General features: G+C 60.9%; 21 protein-coding genes and 1 pseudogene. 7 read left to right on the forward strand and 15 right to left on the reverse strand.

All coding sequences use genetic code 11. The features are described 5' to 3' along the window. Positions 1 to 578 precede the first annotated feature (578 nt). Positions 579 to 1,556 (forward strand): helix-turn-helix domain-containing protein, encoded by a 978-nt coding sequence (locus V1293_RS02015; RefSeq protein WP_334506239.1) that lies wholly within the window; start codon positions 579 to 581, stop codon positions 1,554 to 1,556. Between the two features lie 252 nt (positions 1,557 to 1,808). Here V1293_RS02015 and V1293_RS02020 read toward each other — a convergent pair whose 3' ends face one another. The 5 genes from V1293_RS02020 to V1293_RS02040 all read right to left on the reverse strand — a co-directional run bounded on the left by V1293_RS02020 (position 1,809) and on the right by V1293_RS02040 (position 5,980). Further along, complete coding sequence (locus tag V1293_RS02020) at positions 1,809 to 2,438, reverse strand: L,D-transpeptidase (RefSeq protein WP_334506241.1); 630 nt, start codon at positions 2,436 to 2,438, stop codon at positions 1,809 to 1,811. Positions 2,439 to 2,557: 119 nt separating this feature from the next. After that, a complete protein-coding gene (locus tag V1293_RS02025) occupies positions 2,558 to 3,946 on the reverse strand; it encodes a sensor histidine kinase (RefSeq protein WP_334506243.1) in 1,389 nt (462 codons plus the stop codon). Next, entirely contained in the window at positions 3,933 to 4,625 is a 693-nt protein-coding gene (locus V1293_RS02030) for a response regulator transcription factor (RefSeq protein WP_334506245.1), read from the reverse strand. The genes V1293_RS02025 and V1293_RS02030 overlap by 14 nt, the downstream gene beginning before the upstream one ends. 269 nt (positions 4,626 to 4,894) lie before the next feature. Next, positions 4,895 to 5,347 carry a hypothetical protein gene (locus V1293_RS02035; RefSeq protein WP_334506247.1) on the reverse strand — a complete coding sequence of 151 codons (453 nt, stop codon included), beginning with the start codon at positions 5,345 to 5,347 and terminating at the stop codon, positions 4,895 to 4,897. A gap of 462 nt (positions 5,348 to 5,809) precedes the next feature. Next, positions 5,810 to 5,980, reverse strand: a complete 171-nt coding sequence (locus V1293_RS02040; RefSeq protein ID WP_334506249.1) for a hypothetical protein — start codon at positions 5,978 to 5,980, stop codon at positions 5,810 to 5,812. Between the two features lie 349 nt (positions 5,981 to 6,329). Here V1293_RS02040 and V1293_RS02045 point away from each other — a divergent pair. After that, positions 6,330 to 6,488, forward strand: a pseudogene (locus V1293_RS02045) (PRC-barrel domain-containing protein); the annotation flags it as partial. A gap of 104 nt (positions 6,489 to 6,592) precedes the next feature. Here V1293_RS02045 and V1293_RS02050 read toward each other — a convergent pair. The 5 genes from V1293_RS02050 to V1293_RS02070 form a co-directional block, all read right to left on the reverse strand. Further along, positions 6,593 to 6,814, reverse strand: coding sequence for a hypothetical protein (locus tag V1293_RS02050; RefSeq protein ID WP_334506251.1), 222 nt, complete (start codon positions 6,812 to 6,814; stop codon positions 6,593 to 6,595). A gap of 148 nt (positions 6,815 to 6,962) precedes the next feature. After that, positions 6,963 to 8,042 (reverse strand): hypothetical protein, encoded by a 1,080-nt coding sequence (locus V1293_RS02055; RefSeq protein ID WP_334506253.1) that lies wholly within the window; start codon positions 8,040 to 8,042, stop codon positions 6,963 to 6,965. A gap of 4 nt (positions 8,043 to 8,046) precedes the next feature. Further along, positions 8,047 to 9,267 carry a vanadium-dependent haloperoxidase gene (locus tag V1293_RS02060; protein ID WP_334506255.1) on the reverse strand — a complete coding sequence of 407 codons (1,221 nt, stop codon included), beginning with the start codon at positions 9,265 to 9,267 and terminating at the stop codon, positions 8,047 to 8,049. Between the two features lie 743 nt (positions 9,268 to 10,010). Continuing rightward, positions 10,011 to 10,970 carry a c-type cytochrome gene (locus V1293_RS02065; RefSeq protein ID WP_334506257.1) on the reverse strand — a complete coding sequence of 320 codons (960 nt, stop codon included), beginning with the start codon at positions 10,968 to 10,970 and terminating at the stop codon, positions 10,011 to 10,013. A gap of 880 nt (positions 10,971 to 11,850) precedes the next feature. Then, positions 11,851 to 13,161 carry an adenylate/guanylate cyclase domain-containing protein gene (locus V1293_RS02070; RefSeq protein ID WP_334506259.1) on the reverse strand — a complete coding sequence of 437 codons (1,311 nt, stop codon included), beginning with the start codon at positions 13,159 to 13,161 and terminating at the stop codon, positions 11,851 to 11,853. Positions 13,162 to 13,585: 424 nt separating this feature from the next. On the opposite strand from V1293_RS02070, the gene V1293_RS02075 reads away from it, so the two are divergent. From V1293_RS02075 to V1293_RS02095, 5 genes are all read left to right on the forward strand, one after another. Then, positions 13,586 to 14,557, forward strand: coding sequence for a Bug family tripartite tricarboxylate transporter substrate binding protein (locus V1293_RS02075; RefSeq protein WP_334506261.1), 972 nt, complete (start codon positions 13,586 to 13,588; stop codon positions 14,555 to 14,557). A 698-nt stretch (positions 14,558 to 15,255) separates the two neighbouring features. Then, a complete protein-coding gene (locus tag V1293_RS02080) occupies positions 15,256 to 15,705 on the forward strand; it encodes a GNAT family N-acetyltransferase (protein WP_334506263.1) in 450 nt (149 codons plus the stop codon). A gap of 163 nt (positions 15,706 to 15,868) precedes the next feature. Further along, complete coding sequence (locus V1293_RS02085; protein WP_334506265.1) at positions 15,869 to 16,198, forward strand: rhodanese-like domain-containing protein; 330 nt, start codon at positions 15,869 to 15,871, stop codon at positions 16,196 to 16,198. 6 nt (positions 16,199 to 16,204) lie between these two features. Next, complete coding sequence (locus V1293_RS02090; RefSeq protein WP_334506267.1) at positions 16,205 to 17,377, forward strand: aminotransferase; 1,173 nt, start codon at positions 16,205 to 16,207, stop codon at positions 17,375 to 17,377. 45 nt (positions 17,378 to 17,422) lie between these two features. Beyond that, on the forward strand, positions 17,423 to 18,487 hold the full coding sequence (locus tag V1293_RS02095; protein ID WP_334516590.1) for a polyamine ABC transporter substrate-binding protein: 1,065 nt from the start codon (positions 17,423 to 17,425) through the stop codon (positions 18,485 to 18,487). Positions 18,488 to 18,927: 440 nt separating this feature from the next. Here the strand turns inward: V1293_RS02095 and V1293_RS02100 are convergent, their stop codons facing one another. From V1293_RS02100 to V1293_RS02120, 5 genes are all read right to left on the reverse strand, one after another. Next, a complete protein-coding gene (locus V1293_RS02100; RefSeq protein WP_334506269.1) occupies positions 18,928 to 19,863 on the reverse strand; it encodes a lipid A biosynthesis lauroyl acyltransferase in 936 nt (311 codons plus the stop codon). A gap of 20 nt (positions 19,864 to 19,883) precedes the next feature. Next, positions 19,884 to 21,161, reverse strand: a complete 1,278-nt coding sequence (locus V1293_RS02105) for a beta-ketoacyl-ACP synthase (RefSeq protein WP_334506271.1) — start codon at positions 21,159 to 21,161, stop codon at positions 19,884 to 19,886. Positions 21,162 to 21,328: 167 nt separating this feature from the next. Further along, positions 21,329 to 22,531 carry a beta-ketoacyl-ACP synthase gene (locus V1293_RS02110; protein WP_334506273.1) on the reverse strand — a complete coding sequence of 401 codons (1,203 nt, stop codon included), beginning with the start codon at positions 22,529 to 22,531 and terminating at the stop codon, positions 21,329 to 21,331. Then, positions 22,524 to 22,997, reverse strand: a complete 474-nt coding sequence (locus V1293_RS02115) for a 3-hydroxyacyl-ACP dehydratase FabZ family protein (RefSeq protein WP_334506275.1) — start codon at positions 22,995 to 22,997, stop codon at positions 22,524 to 22,526. The genes V1293_RS02110 and V1293_RS02115 overlap by 8 nt, the downstream gene beginning before the upstream one ends. A gap of 112 nt (positions 22,998 to 23,109) precedes the next feature. Next, complete coding sequence (locus V1293_RS02120; protein WP_028346689.1) at positions 23,110 to 23,403, reverse strand: acyl carrier protein; 294 nt, start codon at positions 23,401 to 23,403, stop codon at positions 23,110 to 23,112. Between the last annotated feature and the right edge of the window lie 2 nt (positions 23,404 to 23,405).

A 23,405-nucleotide genomic window follows, 5' to 3' on the forward strand; every position in this document is an offset into this window, starting at 1 on the left:
TCCCGGTAAAGTAGATCGAGTATGACGGGCATGATCGAACCCTCGCTTGATCATCACTGCTAACGCCCCTGCCATCATTGTCGGGCATTTCACCCGCGGCTGAGTTTGAACAGAGCCAGCGGAATCTGTTTCTGATGCGATCTGATTGCTATCTCGTGCGCAAAGTACGGAGCGACTTCGCTATCAGACGATCAGACATCCATGCGCTGCAAGTCGATCGCATCCCGCGCGGATCGTTGAGTTCGATCAGAACAGCGTAGCAGAGCTGTACTTGAAGTCGCTGCGCTGGTGATGTTCACAACGTGATGCCAGCAACCAGAAATAGCTTCATCATGGTTATATCCTCTTAAAAGAGATATTTGCACCACGACTTTCGCCAATCACCTAGTCCAAATTTCCTCGCCGCGACGTGAACCATTTCACATGCAGCGTCGATCGCGAAGAGTGACACTAACAGACGGACGGTGTAGCTTCTTGGACTTCTGCGCACCTCGTAACGGAGCTCGGTGCGCGAATCGCAAATTGCAGATATTGGCGGTGGATTATCGGAGTACCTTATCAAGGCTGGGAGATTCCGCATGCCCGCGGGTGCAGCCGATTTCATGTCGCTTCGATTTTCGACGCGAGAGCTTGCGGAGCGGATGCGCGCACCGATGTGGCGCGAGGAGTTTGGACGACGCATAGTCCACGTCGATATCGATCCTTCATCGGATGTTCCATTTCGTGCCGAAGCAACGCTGCAATCGCTTCAGGGTTTGCGCGTGCTCGCATGGAAGGGATCGGCCATGCGTTTCAAGCGTTCGCAAACGAACATTGTTGATGGTGATGACTCGATCGGCCTAATCGTCAGCTCTCCCGGCAGGAGTCAGCTATCGCAGCGTGGCCAGGAGATCGAGTTCCGCGCCGGCGATGCAATCGCGCTTCTGCATTCGGAACCAGCCACCGTCACCTATGTAGAAGGATTGCAATTTGGTCTGGCCGTGCCGCGCGACGCGCTTACGGCGCGCGTGACGAATGTCGAAGACTTCGCCATGCGGCCGATTTCTCGCCGAACCGAAGCGCTCCGACTTCTGATGATTTATCTGAAGTCGGCATTGAAAGAGGGCGCTCTAGCCGCCCCTAAGCTACGTGATGCGATCGTGACTCATATTCACGATCTCGTGGCGCTCGCAATCAGTGAGCGCGCTCCCTTGGGCGAGAGCAGCGCGAGCGCGGTTATTGCTGCGCGCCACAGCGCCGCCGTCGACCACATCGCGGCACACTTTCAGGACCCGGAGCTCAGCCTGGAGGCTGCAGCCCATTGCCAGGGCATCTCTCCTCGTTATCTGCAGCGCCTGATGGCGTCATCGGGAACGTCGTTCACCGGGCTCGTGAATGAGCTACGGCTGCAACGGGCATTCACGTTGCTAACCGTGCCTCATGGCAGCGTGCAGCGAATTTCCGACATCGCGCTCGAGGTCGGCTTTTCGGATATATCGCATTTCAACCGACTCTTCCGGGCCCGCTTCGGCGTTTCGCCACGTGACGTGCGCAGCGCCGGAGGCTGTGCCACATGACCTCTGCTTTGCACATTTTGCGGCACGTGCTCATACCGAAGAGTTGAAGCATTGGCGTTTGCACCGTCACGTTTATCCCTCGGCCGACCTCCCTGGAATGGACCTAGCCTGCGATGGGAGCGGGTTGCCGGGAATGTCGGACGTTGGCACACAAAGCAAACGTGTTGAAGGCCAGCCCAGATGTCCGCTTCTGTGCGCAAATGCGGACATCGCCAAGTCCTTGGGCGTTTCGGGATTTATGAGTACACGCCCCTACGCGCTCCGGCCCGGCGGCAGCACGACGACGACCGCGCCCGGCTTCACCCGGTTCACGAGATCGATGACGTCTTCGTTGGTCATGCGGATGCAGCCGGACGAAATGGCCTGACCGATATATTCCGGCTGGTTGGTGCCGTGGATGCGGTACAGGGTGTCCTTGTTGCCTTCGTAAAGGTAGAGCGCCCGCGCGCCGAGCGGATTGGCCGGACCTCCGGGAATGCGCTTCGGGTAGGGGCCGAGCCGAGCCTGGATCTCCGCCGTCGGGATCCAATCCGGCCATTCAGCCATGCGGCCAACCGTGGCGACGCCGGACCAGGCCAGCGCTTCTTCGCCCACGGTCACGCCGTAGCGGACCGCCTTGCCGCCCGGCAGGACGTAATAGAGAAATCGCGCGTTGGTATCGACCAGGATCGTGCCCGGCTGCTCCTTGCGCGTGTAGTCGACAATATGCCGGCGATAAGTCTCCGGAATGCTCGCCTGCGCATAAGGCGGGTGGGCGAGCAATTCCCGGTCCCTTGGGGTCAAACTGGCATTCGACGACGGTGCAAGCGTTGCTTGCATGCAGCCGCCGAGAACGGAACCGAGCAACCCCACAAAAAGCAACGCGAACCCGGACTTTGGCATCGCCAGTCCCCCAAAGCGTTACATGTTGGTCCATTTGCTGCTCAAATAGTGCAAAAATCAAGGCGGCACGGAAGCGACCTCGCAATATCGAAGTCGTTCGGGTCTTGCCGGTGTGGCCCTTATTCGCGACTACCGATCGGCGCGCAAAACCAGAGTTTGAGCGTGAGACCCGGCGAGTTATCGAGCATTTCGATCCGCGCGCCGTGAAGATGGGCGACGGCGGCGACCAGGCTGAGCCCCAGACCGTTCCCCGGGGAGTAGCGGCTGTGTTCGAGCCGGTAAAAGCGCTTGAAGACCTGCTCGTATTCGTGGGCGGGAATTCCGGGCCCGTCATCGGCGATCGAGATGACCGGCTTGCCATCGATGTTTTCGTTGGTGACCACGACTTGCCCTCCGGCGCGGCCATGCTTGATCGCATTGTCCACGAGATTGGCGATGGCATCGAAGATCAGGTCGCGATCGCCGGTCACCAGCACCTCGCGATCGCCGACGACGGTGAGGCGGGTGCCTTCCTGTTCAGCCGCAGCATCGTACAGCTCGACAACCTCGCCGGCGATTTCCACCAGATTCACGGTGCGGAATGCCCCCCTTCGTGCCTGGGTCTCGATTTGCGCAATCCGCGTGAGCGACGAAAATATCCGCAAGACGGCATCGAGGTCTGCGATCGTGTCGCCGATCAGCGCCTTCGCGTCCTCGCCGATGCGATCGCCGTGATAGGCCTTCTCCAGCCGTCCGCGCATGCGCGTCAGCGGCGTGCGGAGGTCGTGCGCGACATTGTCGCTCACCTGCTTGACTTCTCCCATCAATGTTTCGATGCGGTCCAGCATCAGGTTGAGGTTCTCCGCAACGCGGTCCCATTCGTCATGGGTGCCGCGGAGCGGGATACGCTGATCCAGGCCGCTCTGCATGATTGCCCGGCTGGCGGCGTTGATCGATTCAATCCGCCCCACGGTTCGGCGCGTCACGAGGATGCTCGCTACCCCCGCAATCACAAACAGCAATGCGGCGACCGAGATCATGGCCGTCTTGATCTGGTCAGCGAAGCTGTCGAGGTCGCTGATATCCCTTCCCACCAGCAGACGGTCGCCACTTGGAAATGTCTGGAGCATCGCCCGCAGCAGCGGCCGGTTTGCCGCGTTGGGCAACGCCTCGTTCGCGCGAAACTCTATCCATCCGTGGGCTGCGGTGGCTGTCGGTGGCCATTCCCTGAGATTGCCGGCCAGCACTGCCAATGAGGGGGCGGCCAACATATAGACATTGTCTGCAAATTTGCCGTCGGCGATGCGTTGTTGAATTTCCGCGATCAGCCCATCGCGCCCCGACCGTTCATATGCGCCCTGCAGGCTCGAATACTCCGTCATGATGCCGCGATCCGACCGGCTGCGCACATAGGAGGAGGTGGACAGGTAGACATAGTAGAAAAGCGCCGACACGATCATGCCGAACGTCCCGATCGCGATCAGCGCCTGCTTGAAGGTCGATGACGTAAGCGTCTTAGCCAGGAGCACGGAGAGAGTACCCGACACCGCGAACCGTATGGATCAGCGGATAGGCCTGCTGGCCGTCGACCTTGCGACGCACGCGCCCGACATAGACGTCGATGATATTTGTGGAGGGATCGAAATGAAGGTCCCAGACGTGCTGCAGCAGCATTGCCCGGGATACGACGCGGCCTTCGTTGCGGACCAGATACTCGAGAAGCTGGAACTCCCGGGGCAAAAGGAAAATGTCCTTGCCGCGCCGGCTGGCGGTCCGCGACACCAGGTCGAGCGCGAGATCGCCGACACGCAAGATGGTTTCCTTGACAATGGTGTCGCTGCGCCGGCCAAGCGCCTCGACGCGGGCCAGGAGTTCGAGGAACGAAAAAGGCTTGACCAGATAGTCATCGCCGCCGGCGCGCAAGCCGCGCACCCGATCGTCGACTTCTCCGAGTGCACTGACGATCAGGACGGGTGCGGCGACGCCGTCGTCGCGCAACTGACGCATGACGGCGATGCCGTCGATGTCGGGCAGCATGCGGTCAATCGTGATGACGGCATAGTCGCCGGCGGCGCCGCGGCTCAGCGCGTCGTTGCCGTTGGTGGCCAGATCCACCGTGTATCCGCTGGTCGTGAGCGACTCCACGAGCTGACCGGCGGTTTCCGGATCATCCTCAACGACCAGAATGCGGCGGTGACTTCCCGTCATGGTCTTCCGTCTCCGAACGGCCGGCCCTGCACGCTGGAAACTCGCTTATGTAATCTGAAGGTCGCATGAACAAGGTGACGGCCGCCACCCGCCGAACCGGATCCCTTTTCCGGAAACATCCGCCAGTGGCGACCATCACCATGTCCGGATCCTTGCGCACGGACGGCACGGACGCGCTGGGACCCGGTACGACCGCCGAGGCGCTAGATGTCGCTTCGGCGACTCACCAGTTCAATAAGGCAGCGGCATTGCCTCAATCGCGATACGCTTCAGTAGTAGCCGTAGTCGCCACAGACGTTGACCCATCGCAGTCCGTATGGCGTCCACGTCCTGCGCCAGCAGCTGTCGTAGGCGGCGTAGGCGAAGGGCGCGCCAATGAACGCAAAGCGATGGTGGCGGTGATGGATAAAGTGGCCGTGGTGTCGGAACGCGAAGCTTGAAAACCGAGGCGAGAATCCAGCATGCGCAAAACGCGAGCCGACGAAATGGCTGCCGCCGCCGCTGAAACGCGGGCCTCCACTCATGCCGCCGACATGCATTCCTCCTCCCATGCCGCCGGCACGCATTCCGCCTCCCATTCCGCCGCCATGCATTCCACCTCCCATGCCGCCGCCGCCGTGCCCGCCCCCGCCACCACCGCCGCGAGCGAGCACCGGTGACGCCAGGGCAAGCGTCGCAGCCATCGCACCCGCGATGAGGCCATTAAGGATCTTGTTGTTCATCCCAATTCCTCCGTGGTTGAATTGCAGCGACGAATACCGTCGCAAGAAGAAGACGGCCAGGAGAGCCAAATGATCCATGATTTCAAATGAAAACGGCGACAGTTTCTGACACGAAAGTTAGTTTCGCCGCTTCGCTGTACGAAGCATTCCGCACATCGCCAGCCGAACCGGCAATGTCCGTAAGGTGTCAATATTGGAAATACCAGACGCGACGTTGCGGCGTAGGCAGAAGCAGCGGAACTATTCTGGCGTCCAATCCGACAGAACGAGGAACGTGACGTATGGATGCGAGCGCACGGGATGTGAGGCAAAGGCGTTGCAGCGTTCGTTGCCGGACGAGGCGCTAAGTATCGTCGCGCGGGCTTTGGCAGAGAGTTCGACGAGCCAATTGCTATGCCGAACGGGCGCGATGCCCCATAACTTAGGCAGCGCCGCCAATGCGTTTTCTAGTTGCGCCGGCCGTTAGCCACCGGACCGATGCAAAAACGGATCAACGGACTCAGCTAACAGGGTGGCCAATTGGGTGGCAACAGGCGTGGACTGCTTTTCGGGCGGCAGCCAGCCGACAGAACGGACCGCCAGTCCAGCACCAGCGGCAACTATCGCAATTGCAGCGAGATGTTTGATCCTCATGGCGATGGTTCCTTCATCGGCCCCACAGACTAACCGGCCACTCTCTGAAATGGTTCCAGAGCGCATCTGATCTTGTCTGCAATCGCGGCCGTCACGCTACTCACTGCAGCAAGCACTATGCCGCGGTCGTACTCACCATCGACCGAGCGTCATACTGCCGGTGCGATCATAGGTCATTGCAAGAATTTCCATAGCCTGGCCGGGACAAAAGCTACCGAACTTGGGGCCAATGACCCGATATTCTGCGCGGCAAGTTCCTCAATGCGTCGGCTTGGCGCTCCGATTGCTTCCCCCCCTTCCGTCCTAACGGCGTCACGATCAGAAGTCAGGGAACGAAAGCTGCGGTGCGGCGCAATCCGAATTGATCGGCAAAGCCGTCGTGCTTACCGACGGAAAGGCAGGCACGGTCGAGAACGTTTGGCTGGATGAATTGCACGGGCTTCGGATTTCCATCGAAGGTCATGAAGGAAGATGGCCGGTCTCAACGATCAAGCTTGCGGAGTCCTAGACCTCGCATCGGCTGCGGGCCGGCCCCAGCTCAGCCCTTACCCCCCCTGCTGGGCCGCTTCTCTCCGGCCCGCGAAATGAAAAAGGCCGCCAACTGAGGCGGCCTCACTGCACTCCAAGCTCCTTGATCGCCAGAGCCGAAATATCCGCAGGATCACGCACGCCAGTTTGCCCGATCTCGATTATCTTCTTAGCGACCATCTCGGCTATCGGATCGTTCCGGTCAACGAGGCCGATAGTCCGCAAAGCTTGCTCGTAGGCCGTCGTCAAGCGGCTGATTTCCTCAGGCCCCATCGGCATGTTTTGCAGTAGACGACAAATGGGCATGGCTCAGTCCACCAGGTACGCAAGCAAAATCATACCACGGGGGAATTTGGGAGGGGCGGGAATAAGAGGTAGCTCGCGCGCCCCCGGGGGCACGTTGAGAACAAATCAGGACCAGACCAAAACCGGCCACTGCGAAATTCAACCTGGGTCAGTAGGGTTCAAACAGGCCAGTACCGGCGGAACTATAGGGGTGACCACTGATCAATTCCCGGTGTGCCGCTTCCCAATCTTTTGCAGCCTTCACCGACTCCTCGAAAGCTGCGCCGCTTTCGAGCAGCGCACGTTTGAGCGCGGGCTCGAGCGGCTGTTCGGCGCCAGTATCGTCGAGGGGCATCCTGTCCTCACGCACGGCCTTCATTAACCGGGCAATCTCGCCTGCCGCGTGGGCCGGTGTGTGCATCAGCACCAGCCGGCGCATCGGCATGGGGTTGTTCGGCACGTGACAGTTATCGCATTGCGCGTCGCGCATCCGCAGCGCAAGTGTTCTGTAGGTGAGCTCGAGCTTTGGCAGATAAGGATTGTCTCGCAGGAACAAGCCGTCGAAGAGCGTCACGCGCGGCTGGATGTGTCCCTCCTTGTCCATCCACATCCATTTGCCGTCGAACCTGGGCCATACCGGTTGCGTGGAGACAACAGGGCTGTCGCTGCCCCGCTCGGTAAATTGCCCGATGATGATCTTTGCGGTCTTTGGATTGACCCAGAGCAGAACCGAATTGGCGGCCTGGTAAACACTCCACTTCGCCTCGTCGTGCCAGAACGGGTACGGAAACTGCCCGGGCGGCAACAGGTTGCGGAATCCCGCGCGCAGACGGATCAGGTACAATCGCTCGCGCTCGACGTATTCGGTGCTGTACTCGCCGCTGTACATAAACAGCGAGAGGTAGAGGCCGGCGATCACGTCGGGCGCAAACTGCGTGAGATTGGTGTTATCGAGCGCTGCCCCGGCGTCCTGATTCCGGCGCCCCCACAGCAGCCTCGGTGCGAGGCTGCGCCGCAACGCGGAGTCGCCGAACAGGCTGCGCCGGCATCGGTCGAAGGCTGCCTGGTCAGAGGGTGAAGCAGGCGGACAGACATGCTGCAACTCGAGTGCGACCTCGGAGGCCATCCGCCCGATCTGGTCGGTAAGGTCGGGCAGATCGTCGTCGATGTCAGCGGCATCAGCGGCAAGGAGGGCGGCGAGCAGCAGCGCGCCGCCGGTTACCAGCCGCCTTGAGATGGCGCCGAACATGGGCCTACCGCGTCGGCTTGATGTAATTTGCCACGAGATGGTCGGCGATCTTGCGACCCATCGCTTCTCCGACCTCCAGCGAATTGCGGAAATGAATGCCGCCCCAGATGCGCACCTCTTTGTGCTCCTGGGCCATCTGCGCAAAGCTGGTGAATTGGCGTGAAAGGCGCGCGTCGGAAGTATCGCTCGCGGTGAAGCTTTCCGTCCCGTTGCCGAAAACAGCTTCCAGAACGCCTCGCGCCGCACCCGCGTTGATCGCCGCCTGCGCCGGGTATTCCGGATGCATCGGCGTGGTGTTCAGAGGCTGCCAGCCTGCGTCGCGTTCAGTCGCATCGTTGCCGTCCTGGTCGCCGTTGCGGATCGCGGTGATCGGCCGCCAAAAATTGTATTGGAATTTGGCGTCCCAATCGACAATGAAGCAATTGGCGAGCGCCATGGACATCAGTGCGAACGCTCGCGCACTTTCTGCCACAGGGAGGCTGCGCCGGGCGGAAGCCTGCCTGGCCGCCTGGAACCACGCGGGCCCAAGGTTGGCCTGCGTCCAGAAGCGCACGGCGTCGGACTGCGCTTCGGTCCGCTTCATGCTTTTTACGCCGCCCATTTCCCTGGTTTCGTTGTAATCGCGCGCGTAAAGCGCACCGTTGAGGGCCGGGGGCGGAGCCGGGCGGAACTGACTCGCGCTGTCCATGCCCCACGGCTTGGCCGTCGCATATTGAGGGAACAGCGGCGGCGTGGTCGGGACCCATACGCCAGGCGTGGTGAGCGGGCGGTATGTGTCGGGCATGTTTGTCGCGTCGCTCTGACGTTCGGTGAAAATGGCGCCCGCAACCTTTTCGCCCAAATCAATACCCGCAGCCCGTGCGGAGTTGTCCGGAATGGTTTGCATCGTCTCCGCGAAGGCCGCATCGATCCGCGCCTTCTGGCCAGGATACTGGCGCATGAGAATTTCGCGGGCAGCCGCCGCTGCCGCGCCCTCGGCCGAGGCGTTCGGGTCACTTGGAAGCTCTGGCATGTAACGCGAATATCGGTTCTGCACCGAGTTGACTGCGTCAGACATAGAGACGTTCACCAGGGCCATGCTGCGCGTCCAGGGATTACCGGCCACGTTGACCGCCTTCATCACGCCCATGGCGGTGTTGTTCCAGTCGGTGATGACGTCCGCGCGGACCAGTGTATTTGCTGAAATCAGGGACAGGCCGACGATTGCAACTTTCAGCACGTTCATCGTTGCCTCCTTCGAAAAGTTGGATTTTCGAATGACTGCCAGTGGATGTACCTCCGTCATCATCTTGTCGTGCGTGCAGCCGCATCCGCGCCCGTCACGCGAAAGCGTCGCCCAACGACCAAGGGTCCATTACAATTTCGCCAAGTGGTCCGATCGCGGCGGTACTTAGCGAAGGTCGAGCCTGTGCTCGGCCGTGTCCGCTGTCGAAGCTGATATCGCGGACCAGCGGTCGTCAAAACTCGCAGCCGGGAGCTTGTTTGCGTCAACCGTGACGCCTTTCAATATAGTCGTGCTGGCGGAGACGGCGATGCCGTCTGTCGAATGCGAGTGCGATCTCATGTTAGCGGCGGTTGCGGCAACAGCGAGCAGAGCGACCGCCACGAACCCAGTAATCGTTCGATGCCTCGTCATGAGGACCTCCTACTGTGGTCCGAACGCCCCTTAGTGTGGGTCACGGGAACTTCGCGAAGGTTCAACAACAATGCGGCAAGTATGGATTGCGTGAATCAACAGACGGACAAGCAAGCTGTCTTAAATTCAAATCGCCGCTCAGACTGGGCTCAGGTCATTAACTCATAAAATTTCAGAGTGGTCGACCACCTTCCGCGTCGGTGCGCATTCCGGACTCAGGTCGGAGATCGCGTGAGGTCTGCAAGGTGCCGAGGCGCCGACATTCAATGAGATCGCGCTCCGACTCGAACATTGACATCGGGCTCACGGTCTTTGCGAGCAGCCAGGAAACATTAAGGCATAAGCGACGCCGTATAGGCGACCAGCGCGATCATGTCGTCGATGCTGAGCTTTTCAACAACAGGTTTCATGAGTTCGCTATTGGCGCCCTTCCGCGCGCCCGTTTTGAAGTCGTAAAGCTGACGGAACGTATATGTGGGCGAACGAGACGCAATTCCGGGCGCTACGGCAGTCCCTCTGAGGTCGGCACCATGACATGCGGCGCACTGGACGCGGAGATCGCCGGTAGCTGCCAACGCCCGCCCTTTCTGGATGCTGCCAAGCGGGACGTAGGCGACGAAACGAGCGCGCGAGTCCCGACTGACAAAGTGTTCAACGTTTTCCGGAATTTCGATGATGCGCTGGCCGATGGGCTCGTTCTCGCCGCCGTCCATCGGGGCCAGGAACAAGTCCCTGACATGTGTCTTCGGGACGGTGTCGGTTTCTACGACCGCGATGTTCGATCTCGGCTTGATTGACGCAAAATAGTCGGCAGCCTCCTTGAGTTCCTGACCGGTGACGGCTTTGGACGTCTTGATCATCAGGTCGGTGGCGATGCGGGGCACCGAATTCGTACGCAAGCCCGTCTTGAACTCCATTGTTTGCTGGATGATGTATTCCGCGGAAAGACCAAACAGGCTGGCATTCTCAGGGCCGCCCGGTCCGTCTGCCCGGTGGCAGACGCCGCACGCGAGCACGTCAGGCTTTCTTCCCTTTGCCACGATCTCTGGCATTGCCGGATGGTCTTCGGGATGCCAGTCCGGCGCGGTGAACAGATCCCGCACTTGGGTGAGCGTAAAACCGGCGGCACTGTCGGGCACGCGCCGGATCGTGCCGTCGTCAGCGGCGCGTTGAAAATTCGGCGGGTTTACCGGATAGGCCCATGCTGGCGGGCCGTCTTGGCTTTGTGCAGGCGCGCTCGCCGAAGCGAGCGACGCCAGCGAAAGGGCGAAAAGCGCTGAAGAAACTCTCATGGCTAAGACCTCCATGCGCATGGGCGGACCTAGACCTTCGAAGGCGAAAGCGTCACTATCGACCATTCACGAGGCAGCGCCGCAGAAATCTACGGGCGCGGCAATTCCTCCATTAGGGATTTCAGGAAGCATTCAAGGGTCGAGATTGGCTGGCGTCAACAAGCGATTTGGGTGTAGTCCGGTTGGGGGCAGGCAGTGCCAGACCGCGCAAACGTTTTCAGCTTCGCATCCTGCAACCGAAATAGCCGCTGATCCCGCGATCGGCTCTGGGCCAAAAACGGGAGTTCGGTGGCGGGAGAGCGCAATTTGCGTCGTGTCTGAAAGTGCAAATTACGGCATGGGCATAAGTTCAGTTGGTAGCGGTCTCTTACCCTGGGGGCAGCCCGTTCGGCCCTTGGGGGACTGAATCGGAGCTGGAGACTCGCTGGAATGATTCGGATCAGATGCCGATGTCTTGGTCGCGCTCATGTACTCGGCCACGGTAGCGTTCGATGACCATTCCACGTAACTAACAACGACGAACGCAAGTACGAGCAAGGTGAGAAGCACGACCGCCACCGTGGTGCCTATTCCCCGCCAATGGATTTGGCTATTGAATAGTGGCATCGCTCGTCTCCCGAAACGGGGTTTGCGTCGGCCTTAAATCCACTCGCGATTTTCAAATGTGAACCGCCTCACGTCTCACGGTCACTTGATGCCGAGACAGAACGACGACGTCTTTCTGCTTGGGAGCCGTCGCACACGAGCAATCATTTGGGCGGACAAGCTTAATGACAATGCGGATCGCTTGTGCGTCAGCCGGCTGATCGGACAGAGCAGCATGGAAGGCTTCTTCCAAAGCAACCGACAAACTCCTTTTCAGAAAATTCGCTTTGTGCCACTACCGTTCGGCCGCGAACAATCTGACGTTCTCTGTGAGGCCCTTCAGGGAATGACTACCTTCGTCATGAAACCTGATGTTTGATCCTGCGACAAGATCACGGACTGTATTCGACACCAGAACCTGTCCGGGCTTTGCCATCGTTGCGACACGCGATGCAATGTGGACTGCGATGCCGCTCAGATCATCATCGGCCATTTCGACCTCGCCGGTATGAAGGCCAGCCCTTACCTGCAGCCCAAGAGCTTCAACGCCTTCATTGATCGCCAGAGCGCACCGGATTGATCGCGCCGGCCCGTCAAAGGTTGCCAGGAAGCCGTCTCCCATTGTCCTCACCTCATGCCCTTTATGTCGCGAAATCTCCCGCCGCACGAGCGCGTTGTGCCGATCAAGCACATCGTGCCATGCACGATCTCCGATTGTCTCGGCACGCTTGGTTGAGTTTACAATGTCAGTGAACAGAACGGTGGCAAGCACGCGATCAGATTCGATTGCGGACCGCGAGCCTGTCAGGAACTCTTCAACCTCATTCAATACCCGTTCTGTTTCGCCAGTCCACAACATGTGATCACTGCCGGGCAGTTCGAGATATTTCGCGTTTGGGATTTGCCGGGCCATGAACCGGCCGGCTTCAACGTTGACGCGAACGTCCCCTTGTCGATGAATAATGAACGTCGGCACCCGTATCGACGGAAGGATTGGACGAACATCGATTTCGCTGTTCATTCGCATAAGAGCGACAACTGCGGAAGGACTTGCACCTAGACGTTCAAAACGGGCCCAAGACAGCTTGAACGTCTCATCTGATGCCACACTGGGGGCAAACAAGCGCAGGCTCTCGCCGGTCCCCCAATTTTTTTCCATGCGATCCAGAGCGGCTTCGATTTTGTCCGGCGGCAAAACCCACGAGCGGAAGTGGCCATAGGCGCCGTACAGGACCAACGCTCGGGTGCGCTCCGGGTAGGTGGCCGCGAACAAGATTGACATTGCACCGCCTTCGGAGATGCCGAACAGGGCAGCCTGTTGCGAGCCCACGGCATCCATCACCGCGCGAACATCGTCCATGCGCTCTTCCAGGGTTGGCACACCAACCGTTCTGTCGGAAAGTCCGGTGCCGCGCTTGTCGAACATGATCAGGCGGGCGAAGGACGCCAATCGGGTCCAAACCCGCGCACGATAGGGCTCCTCCCAAGCGGCGTCGAGGTTCGAAATGAAACCAGGAACGAACACGAGGTCGAAGGGCCCTTCGCCGACGACCTGATAGGCGATGCGAACATCACCGCTCTTTGCGTACTGGGTTTTCGGAACCATTGCACATCACTTCACGTAAAGTGGCGTGGCGTGATCGGCTTCGTCGACTTCCTAGTGAGCAGGTTCGATCTGAATCTTACCAGTTTGCCGCGGTACGCGGAAGCCAAAACCGCGTAGCCCAGCATCAGCATGCGGTAACCGGCTGCTTTCTCAACCAGCTATCACACAAGCCGATTTGGATGTGCTGGTCCGCGGAATCACGAACGAGTGCAACACGGTTCTTGATTCATGCCTTCCGCCGGTCGTGCAACTGATGTAGCCTGATCATGAGCTGCCGAGCGGGACGTGCCGAAGTCCCTTTTATTTAGCCGCAGCGCTCATGCCGTCGGCAGGCGCGCATCAAAATCAAACTGACATCTGAGTGTATGCGGGTCCCATGCGGCTCCGCAGGGCTTCGCATCCCAGCAGCTTGGGGAGTCCGCAAATGAAAGTTCCGCGCCGTCAATTCCTGCATCTGGCAGTAACCGCTTCCACGCTCCCAATATCATCCCGGTTTGCTATCGCGCAGAGTTACCCGACCCGACCGGTGCACCTGCTCGAAGGCTTTGGCGCCGGCGGAGCGCCCGACGTCGTCGCGCGATTGATCGGTCAATCGCTGTCGGCGCGACTTGGACAATCGTTTGTCATCGAGAACCGCAGCGGCGCTACCGGCAACATCGCAACTGAGGCGGTCGTGCGGGCATCTCCGGACGGTTACACGCTGCTGTTGGTCAGCGCAGGAAATGCGATAAATGCGACAATGTTCAACCTTAGCTTCGACGTCATCCGCGATATCGCGCCGATCGCAGGTATCGTTCGGGTGCCCTTGGTCATGGAGGTCCACCCGTCGATTGCCGCCAGGTCAGTCGCGGAGTTCATCGCCTACGCGAAGGCCAATCCCGGCAAGGTCAATATGGCGTCAGCCGGGATCGGATCTCTGCCCCACGTGGCCGGCGAAATGTTCAAAACGATGGCCGGCGTCGATCTCTTTCATGTGCCTTATCGGGGCGCGCAAGTATTTCCTGCCCTTCTCAGCGGCGAAGCGCAGGTCTATTTCGGCCCGCTACTCTCATCGATCGAATATGTCAGGGCCGGCAGTTTCCGCGCCTTGGCGGTAACGACTATGGCGCGCTCGCCAATATTGCCGGACGTTCCAGCTCTGGGCGAAACCTTGCCCGGTTACGAGGCAAGCGCATGGTACGGCATTGGCGGTCCAAAACGCACGCCGGAAGAAGTCATCGAAAAACTGAACAAGGAAGTCAATCTCAGCATTGCCGATCCGAAACTCCAGGCGCGGCTCGCCACTCTGGGCGGCACCGCTCTTGGCGGGTCGCCCGCCGACTTCGCCAAACTGATCTCGGACGAGGTCAAGAAATGGAGCAGGGTGGTTGTGGCGGCCAATATGAAACGGGAGTGAGCAGCGGGGGAGCTGCCGAACTACGGGATTTCGGCCGGCGTACGTCCGTTTCGGTGCCAAAACCAGAAGTCTTCAACGGCTTGGGTCATGTTCCGCTAGCTCAGTGGATGTCGGCGCTTCGGTCCCGTCACCATCTACCACCGCCGGGTCGCGCCATACCCGCGTATCAAACATCTGATTACCTGCCGATCGCAGTAGTTCATGCATTTGTTATCATTCGTCCCACCACCGGGGTTGGCACATCTGCCCACGCAATTTGCGGCTCGATCCTCACATCCCGCGGCTGTCACTGCTTCTGCCGGTGAGTTGAGGAGCACTCCGATGCCTATGAGGGTGATCGCGAAGAAAAGGTGCCGTGCCATGTTCGAACCTCCTGAGAAAGGTGAGCGGGCCACTCTAAATCCTAACCTCTCGACGAGGCTAAACCTACTTTTTTCCGATCAGGCCCTTGGGCGGCGGGTTGGCTATTGCTGTCGAGGAGGGCAAGCGTGCTGTGCTTAATTTTCAACGCAAAAACGTTAAAATTGTGCAAGCCCGACAACCGCGCCGTCTCGGTACGCTGTAAAATGTTCTCAGTGATGTCCGAGTGGGTCATTCTCAGACATCGGCGTACGCAGTCACTACATCCGCTCATCTTTCAATAGCGGGCATTGCGCTACGCTGGTTCGGCAGGTCCGTTTGACTAGGGGCAGATGACAATGGGTGCCGTTTACCGTCTGGCGAAGCGCAAGGACGCAAGTGGTTTGTACGACATTCGGCGACGATCGATCCTTGAACTCGCGCCTCCAACGATGCCCAAGGCCGAGGCCGAGGCGTGGGCGTTACAACTCACGCCTTCCGGGATGGAGCAAAAGCTCCGTGAGCTGGAAGTGTGGGTTGCCGAACTGGACGACGTCGTCGTCGGATGGGGGGCCATTCGCGGCGACATGCTGGAGGGCTTGTATGTGGCGGCCGAATTTGCCGGGCAGGGCGTAGGCGCCGGATTGCTCGATCGGCTGGAAGGGCTGATACGCGACCGCGAGTTCCCCTCGGTGCGCGCTGAGGCCAGCTCAAACGCCCGGGATTTCTACCTTCGCCGCGGCTACCGGGCGGCCGGTCCTCAAACGCCCAAAGGGGCCTGGCCGGTCGCGAAAGAACTTCTGCCCTGAAAACCGGGCGGGAGGAGAATAAGTGCGTTGGGCGGCGGTTTGGTTTTGACCGCCGTTTAAACCGTTCGCGGCGCTTGATTTTCGCGCCGCGAGGGGCGACTTTGGCGCCCGCTTGGCCGGGCTGATCGGAGCCCCGCGCGGCGGGTTGTCAGGAGGATATTGCGTGGCGGACCATCAGGTGCACGATTTGACGCCGGAAGATGTGGCGAAGGGGATGGCGGAGGGACGCTATCTGCTGGTCGACGTCCGCGAGCCCAATGAGGTTGCGGTGGAAGCCTATCCGGACGGCGTGGTGGTTCCGCTGCAGTCCTTCGACCCGGCGGCCATTCCGGACCCTGCGGGCAAGCAGGTGGTGTTCGCCTGCCGCTCCGGCAAGCGCTCGGTGACGGCGTCGCTGGCGGCGCAGGCGGCGGGCCTTGCCTATGACAAGCATCTGGCGGGCGGCATTTTGGCGTGGAAGGCTGCGGGATTGCAGACCAGGACCGGCGGCTGACGCGCCATGACGTCCATGAACAAGGTCTTTGCCGACCTTCCGGTCACCGTGTTCGAGGCGATGTCGCAGGCGGCCCGCGACAACAACGCCATCAATCTCGGCCAGGGCTTTCCCGACGACCCCGGGCCGGAGGACATCCGCCGCGCCGCGGCTGATGCCACGGTGAACGGCTACAACCAATACCCGTCGATGATGGGCATTCCCGAACTGCGGCAGGCGATCGCGGCCCATTACGGCCGCTGGCACAAGCTCATCCTCGATCCGATGACGGAAGTGATGGTGACCTCGGGCGGGACCGAGGCGCTGACGGCGTCCATCCTCGCCGTCGTCGAACCCGGCGACGAGGTCGTGGTGTTCCAGCCGGTCTATGACAGCTATCTGCCGATCATCCGCCAGGCCGGCGGCATTCCGCGCCTGTTGCGGCTCGAGCCGCCGGACTGGCGGCTGACGGAAGAGATGCTGGCGAGCGTCTTCAATCCCAAGACCAAGGCGGTGCTGTTCAACAACCCGCTCAACCCGGCCGCGGTGGTCTATCCCCGCGAGGACCTCGAATTGCTGGCGCGGTTCTGCCAGAAGTTCGACACCATCGCCATTTGCGACGAGGTCTGGGAGCACGTGATCTTCGATGGCCGCGAGCACATCCCGCTGATCACGATCCCGGGCATGCGCGACCGCACCATCAAGGTCGGCAGCGCCGGCAAGATCTTTTCGCTGACGGGATGGAAGATAGGCTTCGTCTGCGCCGCGCCGCCGCTGCTCAGGGTCGCGGCCAAGGTGCACCAGTTTCTGACCTTCACGACAGCGCCGAACCTGCAGGCCGCCGTCGCCTACGGCCTCGGCAAGCCAGATGAATATTTCTACGACATGCGCAAGGAGCTGGCGCGGAGCAGGGACCGTTTGACCAGGGGATTGGAGAGCATCGGCTTTCCCGTGCTGAAGTCGCAGGGCACGTATTTTCTCACCGTCGACCTGTCGCCGCTCGGTCTCAACGAAACCGACGTCGAGTTCTGCAAGCGCATCGTGACCGATTATAAAGTCGCCGCGATCCCGGTATCGGCGTTCTACGAGCAGGACGCGGTGACCTCGGTGGTGCGGTTCTGTTTTTCCAAGAAGGACGAGACGCTGGATACCGCGCTGGAGCGCCTGTCGGACGCGGTGCACGGCCGCCGCAAGAGGTAGCAGATGCGTGACCGCCTCCGACGTTCGCTTCGCGTGATCGGTGTGATGACGGTCGCGCTGTCGCTCTCGCCCGCGCAGGCCGAGGAGCGCACGGTTAATTTCTACAACTGGTCGAACTATATGGCCCCGGGGGTGCTGGAGGACTTCACCAGGGAAACCGGCATCAAGGTGGTCTACGACACGTTCGACGCCAACGAGACGCTGGAGACGCGGCTCCTGGCGGGGAAGTCAGGCTACGATGTCGTCGTTCCAACCGGCTATTTCCTGCAGCGCCAGATCACGGCAAAGGTTTTTCTCAAGCTCGACAAGTCCAGGCTGCCGAACCTCGCCAATGCCTGGCCGGTCGTGACCAGCCAGCTCGCCACCTATGACCCCGGCAACAATTACGCCGCCAACTACATGTGGGGCACCACGGGCATCGGCTACAACGTCAAGACGATGCAGAAAATTCTCGGCCCCGACGCCAAGATCGACAGTTGGGATATCGTCTTCAAGCCGGAGAATCTCGCAAAATTCAAAGACTGCGGCATCCACATGCTGGATTCCGCCGACGACATTCTGCCCGCGGCGCTCAGCTATCTCGGCATCGATCCGAACTCGACCAGGCAGGCCGACCTGGAAAAGGCCGCCGAGCTCGTCAGCAAGATCAGGCCCAACGTCCGCAAGTTTCATTCCTCGGAATATCTGGGCGCGCTGGCGTCGGGCGAAATCTGCTTCGTGGTCGGATGGTCGGGCGACATCATGCAGGCGCGCAGCCGCGCCGCGGAAGCCAGGAATGGCGTCGAGATCGGCTATACGATTCCGAAAGAGGGCGCACAGATGTTCTTCGACAATCTCGCGATCCCCGCTGATGCGAAGAACGTCGCGGAGGCCTATGAGCTGATCAACTATCTCTACCGCCCCGACGTCGCGGCGAAAAATTCCGACTTCCTGTCCTACGCCAACGGCAATCTGGCGAGCCAGAAGCTGGTCGATCCGAAGATCCTCAATGACCGGAATATCTACCCGGACGAGGCGATGCAGAAAAAACTGTTCGTGATCCAGGCCCGCGACCCGGCGACACAGCGTGTCATCAACCGGCTGTGGACGAGGGTGAAGACGGGGAAGTGACGGCTCTGCCGTCATTCCAGGGCGATGCAGAGCATCGAACTATGGTGCGCAGTTGCGCACCTGAGAATCTCGAGATTCCTCGATGCGCAATTGCGCATCTGAGGTCTGGTGCTTACGCACCATCCCGGAATGACAGTGTTGATACTTGTCGTGCGTAGCCCAACAAACTTCTGTTGCCGGAACCCAAGCGAGAATCTATAGCTCCCTCCGGGGAGCATCACATGACCAACATTCTCACGTTCTTTTCAACGCGCACGCTGCTGCAGATTATCTTCATCCTGGGATCGGCCGTCGCGATGAAGGCGTGGAGCCTCGGCTTGCTGTTCGGCGGTTAGGCTTTCCGTAGCCCGGGTGAAGCGAAGCGCAACCCGGGAAAATGCGAGACAGCGCGAAAATAGACCCGGATTGCGCTTCGCTCCATCCGGGCTACGCTCGCTTAACTACCGCCACCGCCTGTGCAGCCACAGCCACTGGTCCGGATATTCCCTGACCCAGCCTTCGACCACTGATGTCACCGCCTGCATCGTGCCCTGGATATCGATCTGGCCCGAAGCATCGCGCACCGGCTTGACCTCTTCGGACAGTTCGGCGCGGAATCTGTGGTTGGGGAGGCGGATGATGCGCACGCCGTGCACGGGGCAATCGACCTGCCGCAACAGCCGCGCCAGTGTCGGGTTGGCCTTGGTCTTGCGGCCGAAGAACGTCACCTCGACGCCGTTGCCCATGTATTGATCGACCAGCATCGCGACGTGCTGGCCCCTTTGCAGCGCCTCGGCGAGCTTGAGCGGCGCCTCGCGGCCGGCCGGCACCAGCGTGCCCATCTTGACGGCGCGGATCCGTTCGATGGCGCGGTCGGCGGCCTCGATGTTCGGCCGGCGGAACAGGATCGCGCAATCCAGCCCATGGGCGACCGCGCCGAGCGCCGGAATTTCCCAATTGCCGAGATGGCTGGCGAAGATGATCGCCGGCTTGCCGTCGTCGCGCAGGTGATCGAAGATCTGCTTGGTTCGCGCGCCGAACTCGACGCGGCTCGGCTTGTCCGGATGATCGACGTCGTAGTCCCAGATGTGATCGAGATGGGCGAACTCGGCGCCGATGCGGCCGAGATTGTCCCAGACGCCGGCCAGAATGGTCTCGATCTCTTCCGGCGACTTGTCGGGAAGAGCTGCCGTGAGATTCTCGCGCCCGATGCGGTCCTCGCGCAGCCGCCGGCCGATGAAGCGGGTGGCGCGGCCGAAGAAATTGGCGGTCTTGTCCGGATCGAAATAGCGCGTGGTGCGCAACAGCGCGATCGTCAGCGCGCCGACGGCGGCTTCCGCCACGGGCTTTGCGGCATCGCGCAGGCGCGCCTTGGTGCGTAGGAGCAGGCGTTTCATGGTCTACAAGCAGCTACGCGCTAGACCGGTTCGCGCGTCAGGATCAGCGAGGCGTTTTGCCCGCCGAAACCGAACGAGTTCGACATCACGGCGGTAACCTTGGCGTCGCGCGCGGTGTTGCCGACCACATCGAACAGGATCGCCGGATCCGGAATTTCGTAATTGATGGTCGGCGGAATCCGCTGGTGTTCCAGCGTCAAGAGCGAGAACACGGCCTCGACCGCGCCGGCCGCCGAGATCGTATGCCCGACCATCGACTTGTTCGACGACACCGGAATCTTCGGCAAATGGTCGCCGAACACCACCGCTGTCGTGTTGTATTCCATCTTGTCGTTTTCCGGCGTCGCGGTGCCGTGGGCGTTGATGTGGTCGATCTGTTCGGGCTCAAGGCCGGCATCCGCGAGCGTCTTGCGCATGCAGCCGATGATCGGCTTGCCGTCCGGGCTGGAGCGGGTGCGGTGGAACGAATCCGTCAGTTCGCCGCAGCCGGCGACCACGCCGAGAATTTTCGCTCCGCGGGCGATGGCCGATTCATAGCTCTCCAGCACCATCGCGCCGGCGCCTTCCGCCATCACAAAGCCGTCGCGGTTCTTCGAGAACGGCTTTGAGGCGGCCTGCGGCGGATCGTTCTGCGTCGACAGCGCCGACAGCAGCGAGAAGCGCACCATCGCTTCCGGGTTCACCGAGCCGTCGGCGCCAACGCATAGCGCAGCGTCGGCGTCGCCGCGGCGGATCGCCTCGACGCCGAGCTGGATTGCGGTCGCGCCGGAGGCGCAAGCCGTGGAGAGCGAGATCGGCGAACCCTTGGTGCCGAACGCTTCGGCCAGATGGCTCGCCACCGAGCCGAACATGAAACGGTGATGGTAGGCCGCGAACCGGCCGCCACCGCTGAGGCGCAGCATGTCGTCGTAGCCGAATTCGGTCTTGCCGATCGCGCGCCCGAGCTCGAGCCGTTGCGGCCATTCGACCTCGACCGGCGCCACCGCCAGGAACAGCGGGCCGGGAAAATCGGCCTTGGCGCCGATCGCGGCCTGTTCGAGCGCTTCTTCGGTGGCCATTTCGGCCAGCCGCTCGGTCAGTCCCGTCGAGGTGACGGGATCGACGGTGACGAAATCGACCGTACCGGCCATGGTCGACTTCAAGCCGTCGATCGGAAAGCGCGTCACGGTCTTGATGCCGGACTCGCCCGCGGTCAGCTTGCGCCAGTTGTCCTGCTTGCCGGCGCCGAGCGACGTCACCACGCCCATGCCGGTGACGACGACGATCGGCCTACCGAATTTATCTGATGGTGCTGACATGGTTCCCCCGATGTTGCGCCGTAATTCGCGGGACACCGTTCCTTCGGATCGTCATCCCGCTCAATCTCTCTTCTTGAGCATGATCTCCGGGCAAACGCACCGCGTTTGTCCCGAGGGAAAACCGGTATCCACTTTTCCCGATCATGCTCCAAGCGCTCTCGCGCCGATTACTTGACGGCCTCGACCAGAGCCATGCCTTCGCCCTGCCAGTGACCGGCCCCCACCACCACAATCTGGTCCGGGGGACCTGCCTTTTCAACCTCAAGCCCGGTCGGATCATTCGGCGGAAACAGCGTGCCGCGGGAGAGCGAGAGCGCAGCCAGCGCCAGTCCCAGCGGAAACTGGGTCTCCAGCGTGTGGCCGAACATCGTTCCGGTGGCGCGCACGGCGAATCCAGGGTGCTGGCGCAAGAAGGCTTTTTCTTCGGACGTCACCGGCTCGACGCCGGTCGCGCCCGTGATCAGATGGCCGCTGTCGCCGGGGACGCCGAGCTTCGGCCACAGCGCTTCCAGCGATTTGGTCACCGCGCCCGGCTGCTTGCGCTGCGCGAGGTCGGCGACCACCTTGGTCAGTTTTGCATATGGCTTGGCGCCGCGCGCTTCGGCGTGCTCGCGGGATTCCAGCACCAGGAAACAGCCGGCGGAGCCGAGCGCAAAACCGCTGTGGCGATCGCGCTGCCAGACCGGCGCGTACGTCTCTTTCAGATTGAAGTCGCCGAATTCATAGAGGACCAGCAGATCGGAGCGCTCGCCATTATGGGCGGCGCCGACCAGCGCGATTTCGCTCTGTCCGGACGAGATGCGCGCCAGCGCGATCCGCGCCGCGTCGATACTGGCGGCTTCCTCGCCCATGAAGGTGCGCGACGTTCCGCACACGCCGTGGACGATGGCGATGTTGCCGGCGAGCAGGTTGGAGAGCTGGGCCAGAAACAGCGTCGGCCGCAGATCGTTCATCAGCCGTTCGTTGAGGAATCCGGGGCTGGAATTTCCCTTGGCGTCGGCGGTCATGATCGCGAGGTCGACCGCGAGGTCGCGCTCGCCGCCGCCGGCGGCGACGATCATGTCCGTCCGCCCCAGGATTTCCTTGTTGCCTTTGATGCCGGCCGAATCCAGCGCCAGCCCCGCGGCGTAGGTGCCGATGCGCTGCCACGCTTCCATCTGGCGCTGGTCGCCCTTCTTCGGGATCTGGGCGTCGAAGGTAACAGGCGCCAGCGGATGCACGATGTAGGGCGCGAACCGCTTGTCGTCGACGTTGATCTTTTTGGCGTTCAGCGCATCCCAATGCGCGTCCAGCCCCTCGCCGAGCGAGGAGACGATACCGATGCCGGTGATCCAGACTTCCTTGGCGGGCGGGGAATTTGGCTCAGTCATGCGTCATCGCCTGCAGTGGGAAGCCGATCTCGTTGGCCTTCGCGTCCATGTGCACGCGCAGGGCCGGGTCGGGGAAGGGGGCAAGGCCGAAGGTGAGTTCAGCGCTGCACTTCAACTCCTTGCCGATGCGTATTTTTGCCTTCGTGACGGCAAAGCCGGAGCCTTCGTGCTCGAGCTTCGCATCGATCGTCAGCAAAGAGCCGGGGCTGACGTAACCCCGCATCTTGGCTTCCTTCACGATGGCCAGGAACGGCATGCGCTCGAACTTCAGGACGCCGAGTATCAGCCAGCCGGAGCTCTGCGCCATCGCTTCGGTCAGCAGCACGCCGGGCATGATCGGGAAACCCGGAAAATGCCCTTCAAAGATGGTATGCGACGCCGGAACCTGGGCCTCGACCGTAATTTTCTTCTCGTCGAGATTGAGGTCGACGATGCGATCGATCAGCTGAAAGTAATCAAGGTTCATGGCGGGCGACTAAAGCGTTTTCCAGCGAAGTGGAGGCCGGTTCGCGTCAAGAAAACGCGTCAAAACCAAGAATCTAGAGCCCCGTTCCGATTCAATCGGAACGGAAATGGCTCTAGGCGCCCGGCGCTGCATTCTTGGCGGCGACCAGTTCGTCGATGCGATCGGCGAGATTCTGCAGCACGAAATACTGCTCGGTCGTGGCCTTGCCGTCGTTGACCTCCTGGGTCCATTTTTCGAGCGGCATCTTGATCCCGAACGCCTTGTCGATGGCAAAGGCGATGTCGAGGAAGTCCAGGCTGTCGATTCCCAGATCGTCGATGGCGTGGCTCTCCGGCTTGATCGTGTCGCGCGGAATGTCGCAGGTTTCCGCGATAATGTTGGCGATCTGATCGAATGTGGAAGACATCA

This window comes from Bradyrhizobium sp. AZCC 1693 (assembly GCF_036924745.1).
In the GTDB taxonomy this organism is placed as follows: Bacteria; Pseudomonadota; Alphaproteobacteria; order Rhizobiales; family Xanthobacteraceae; genus Bradyrhizobium.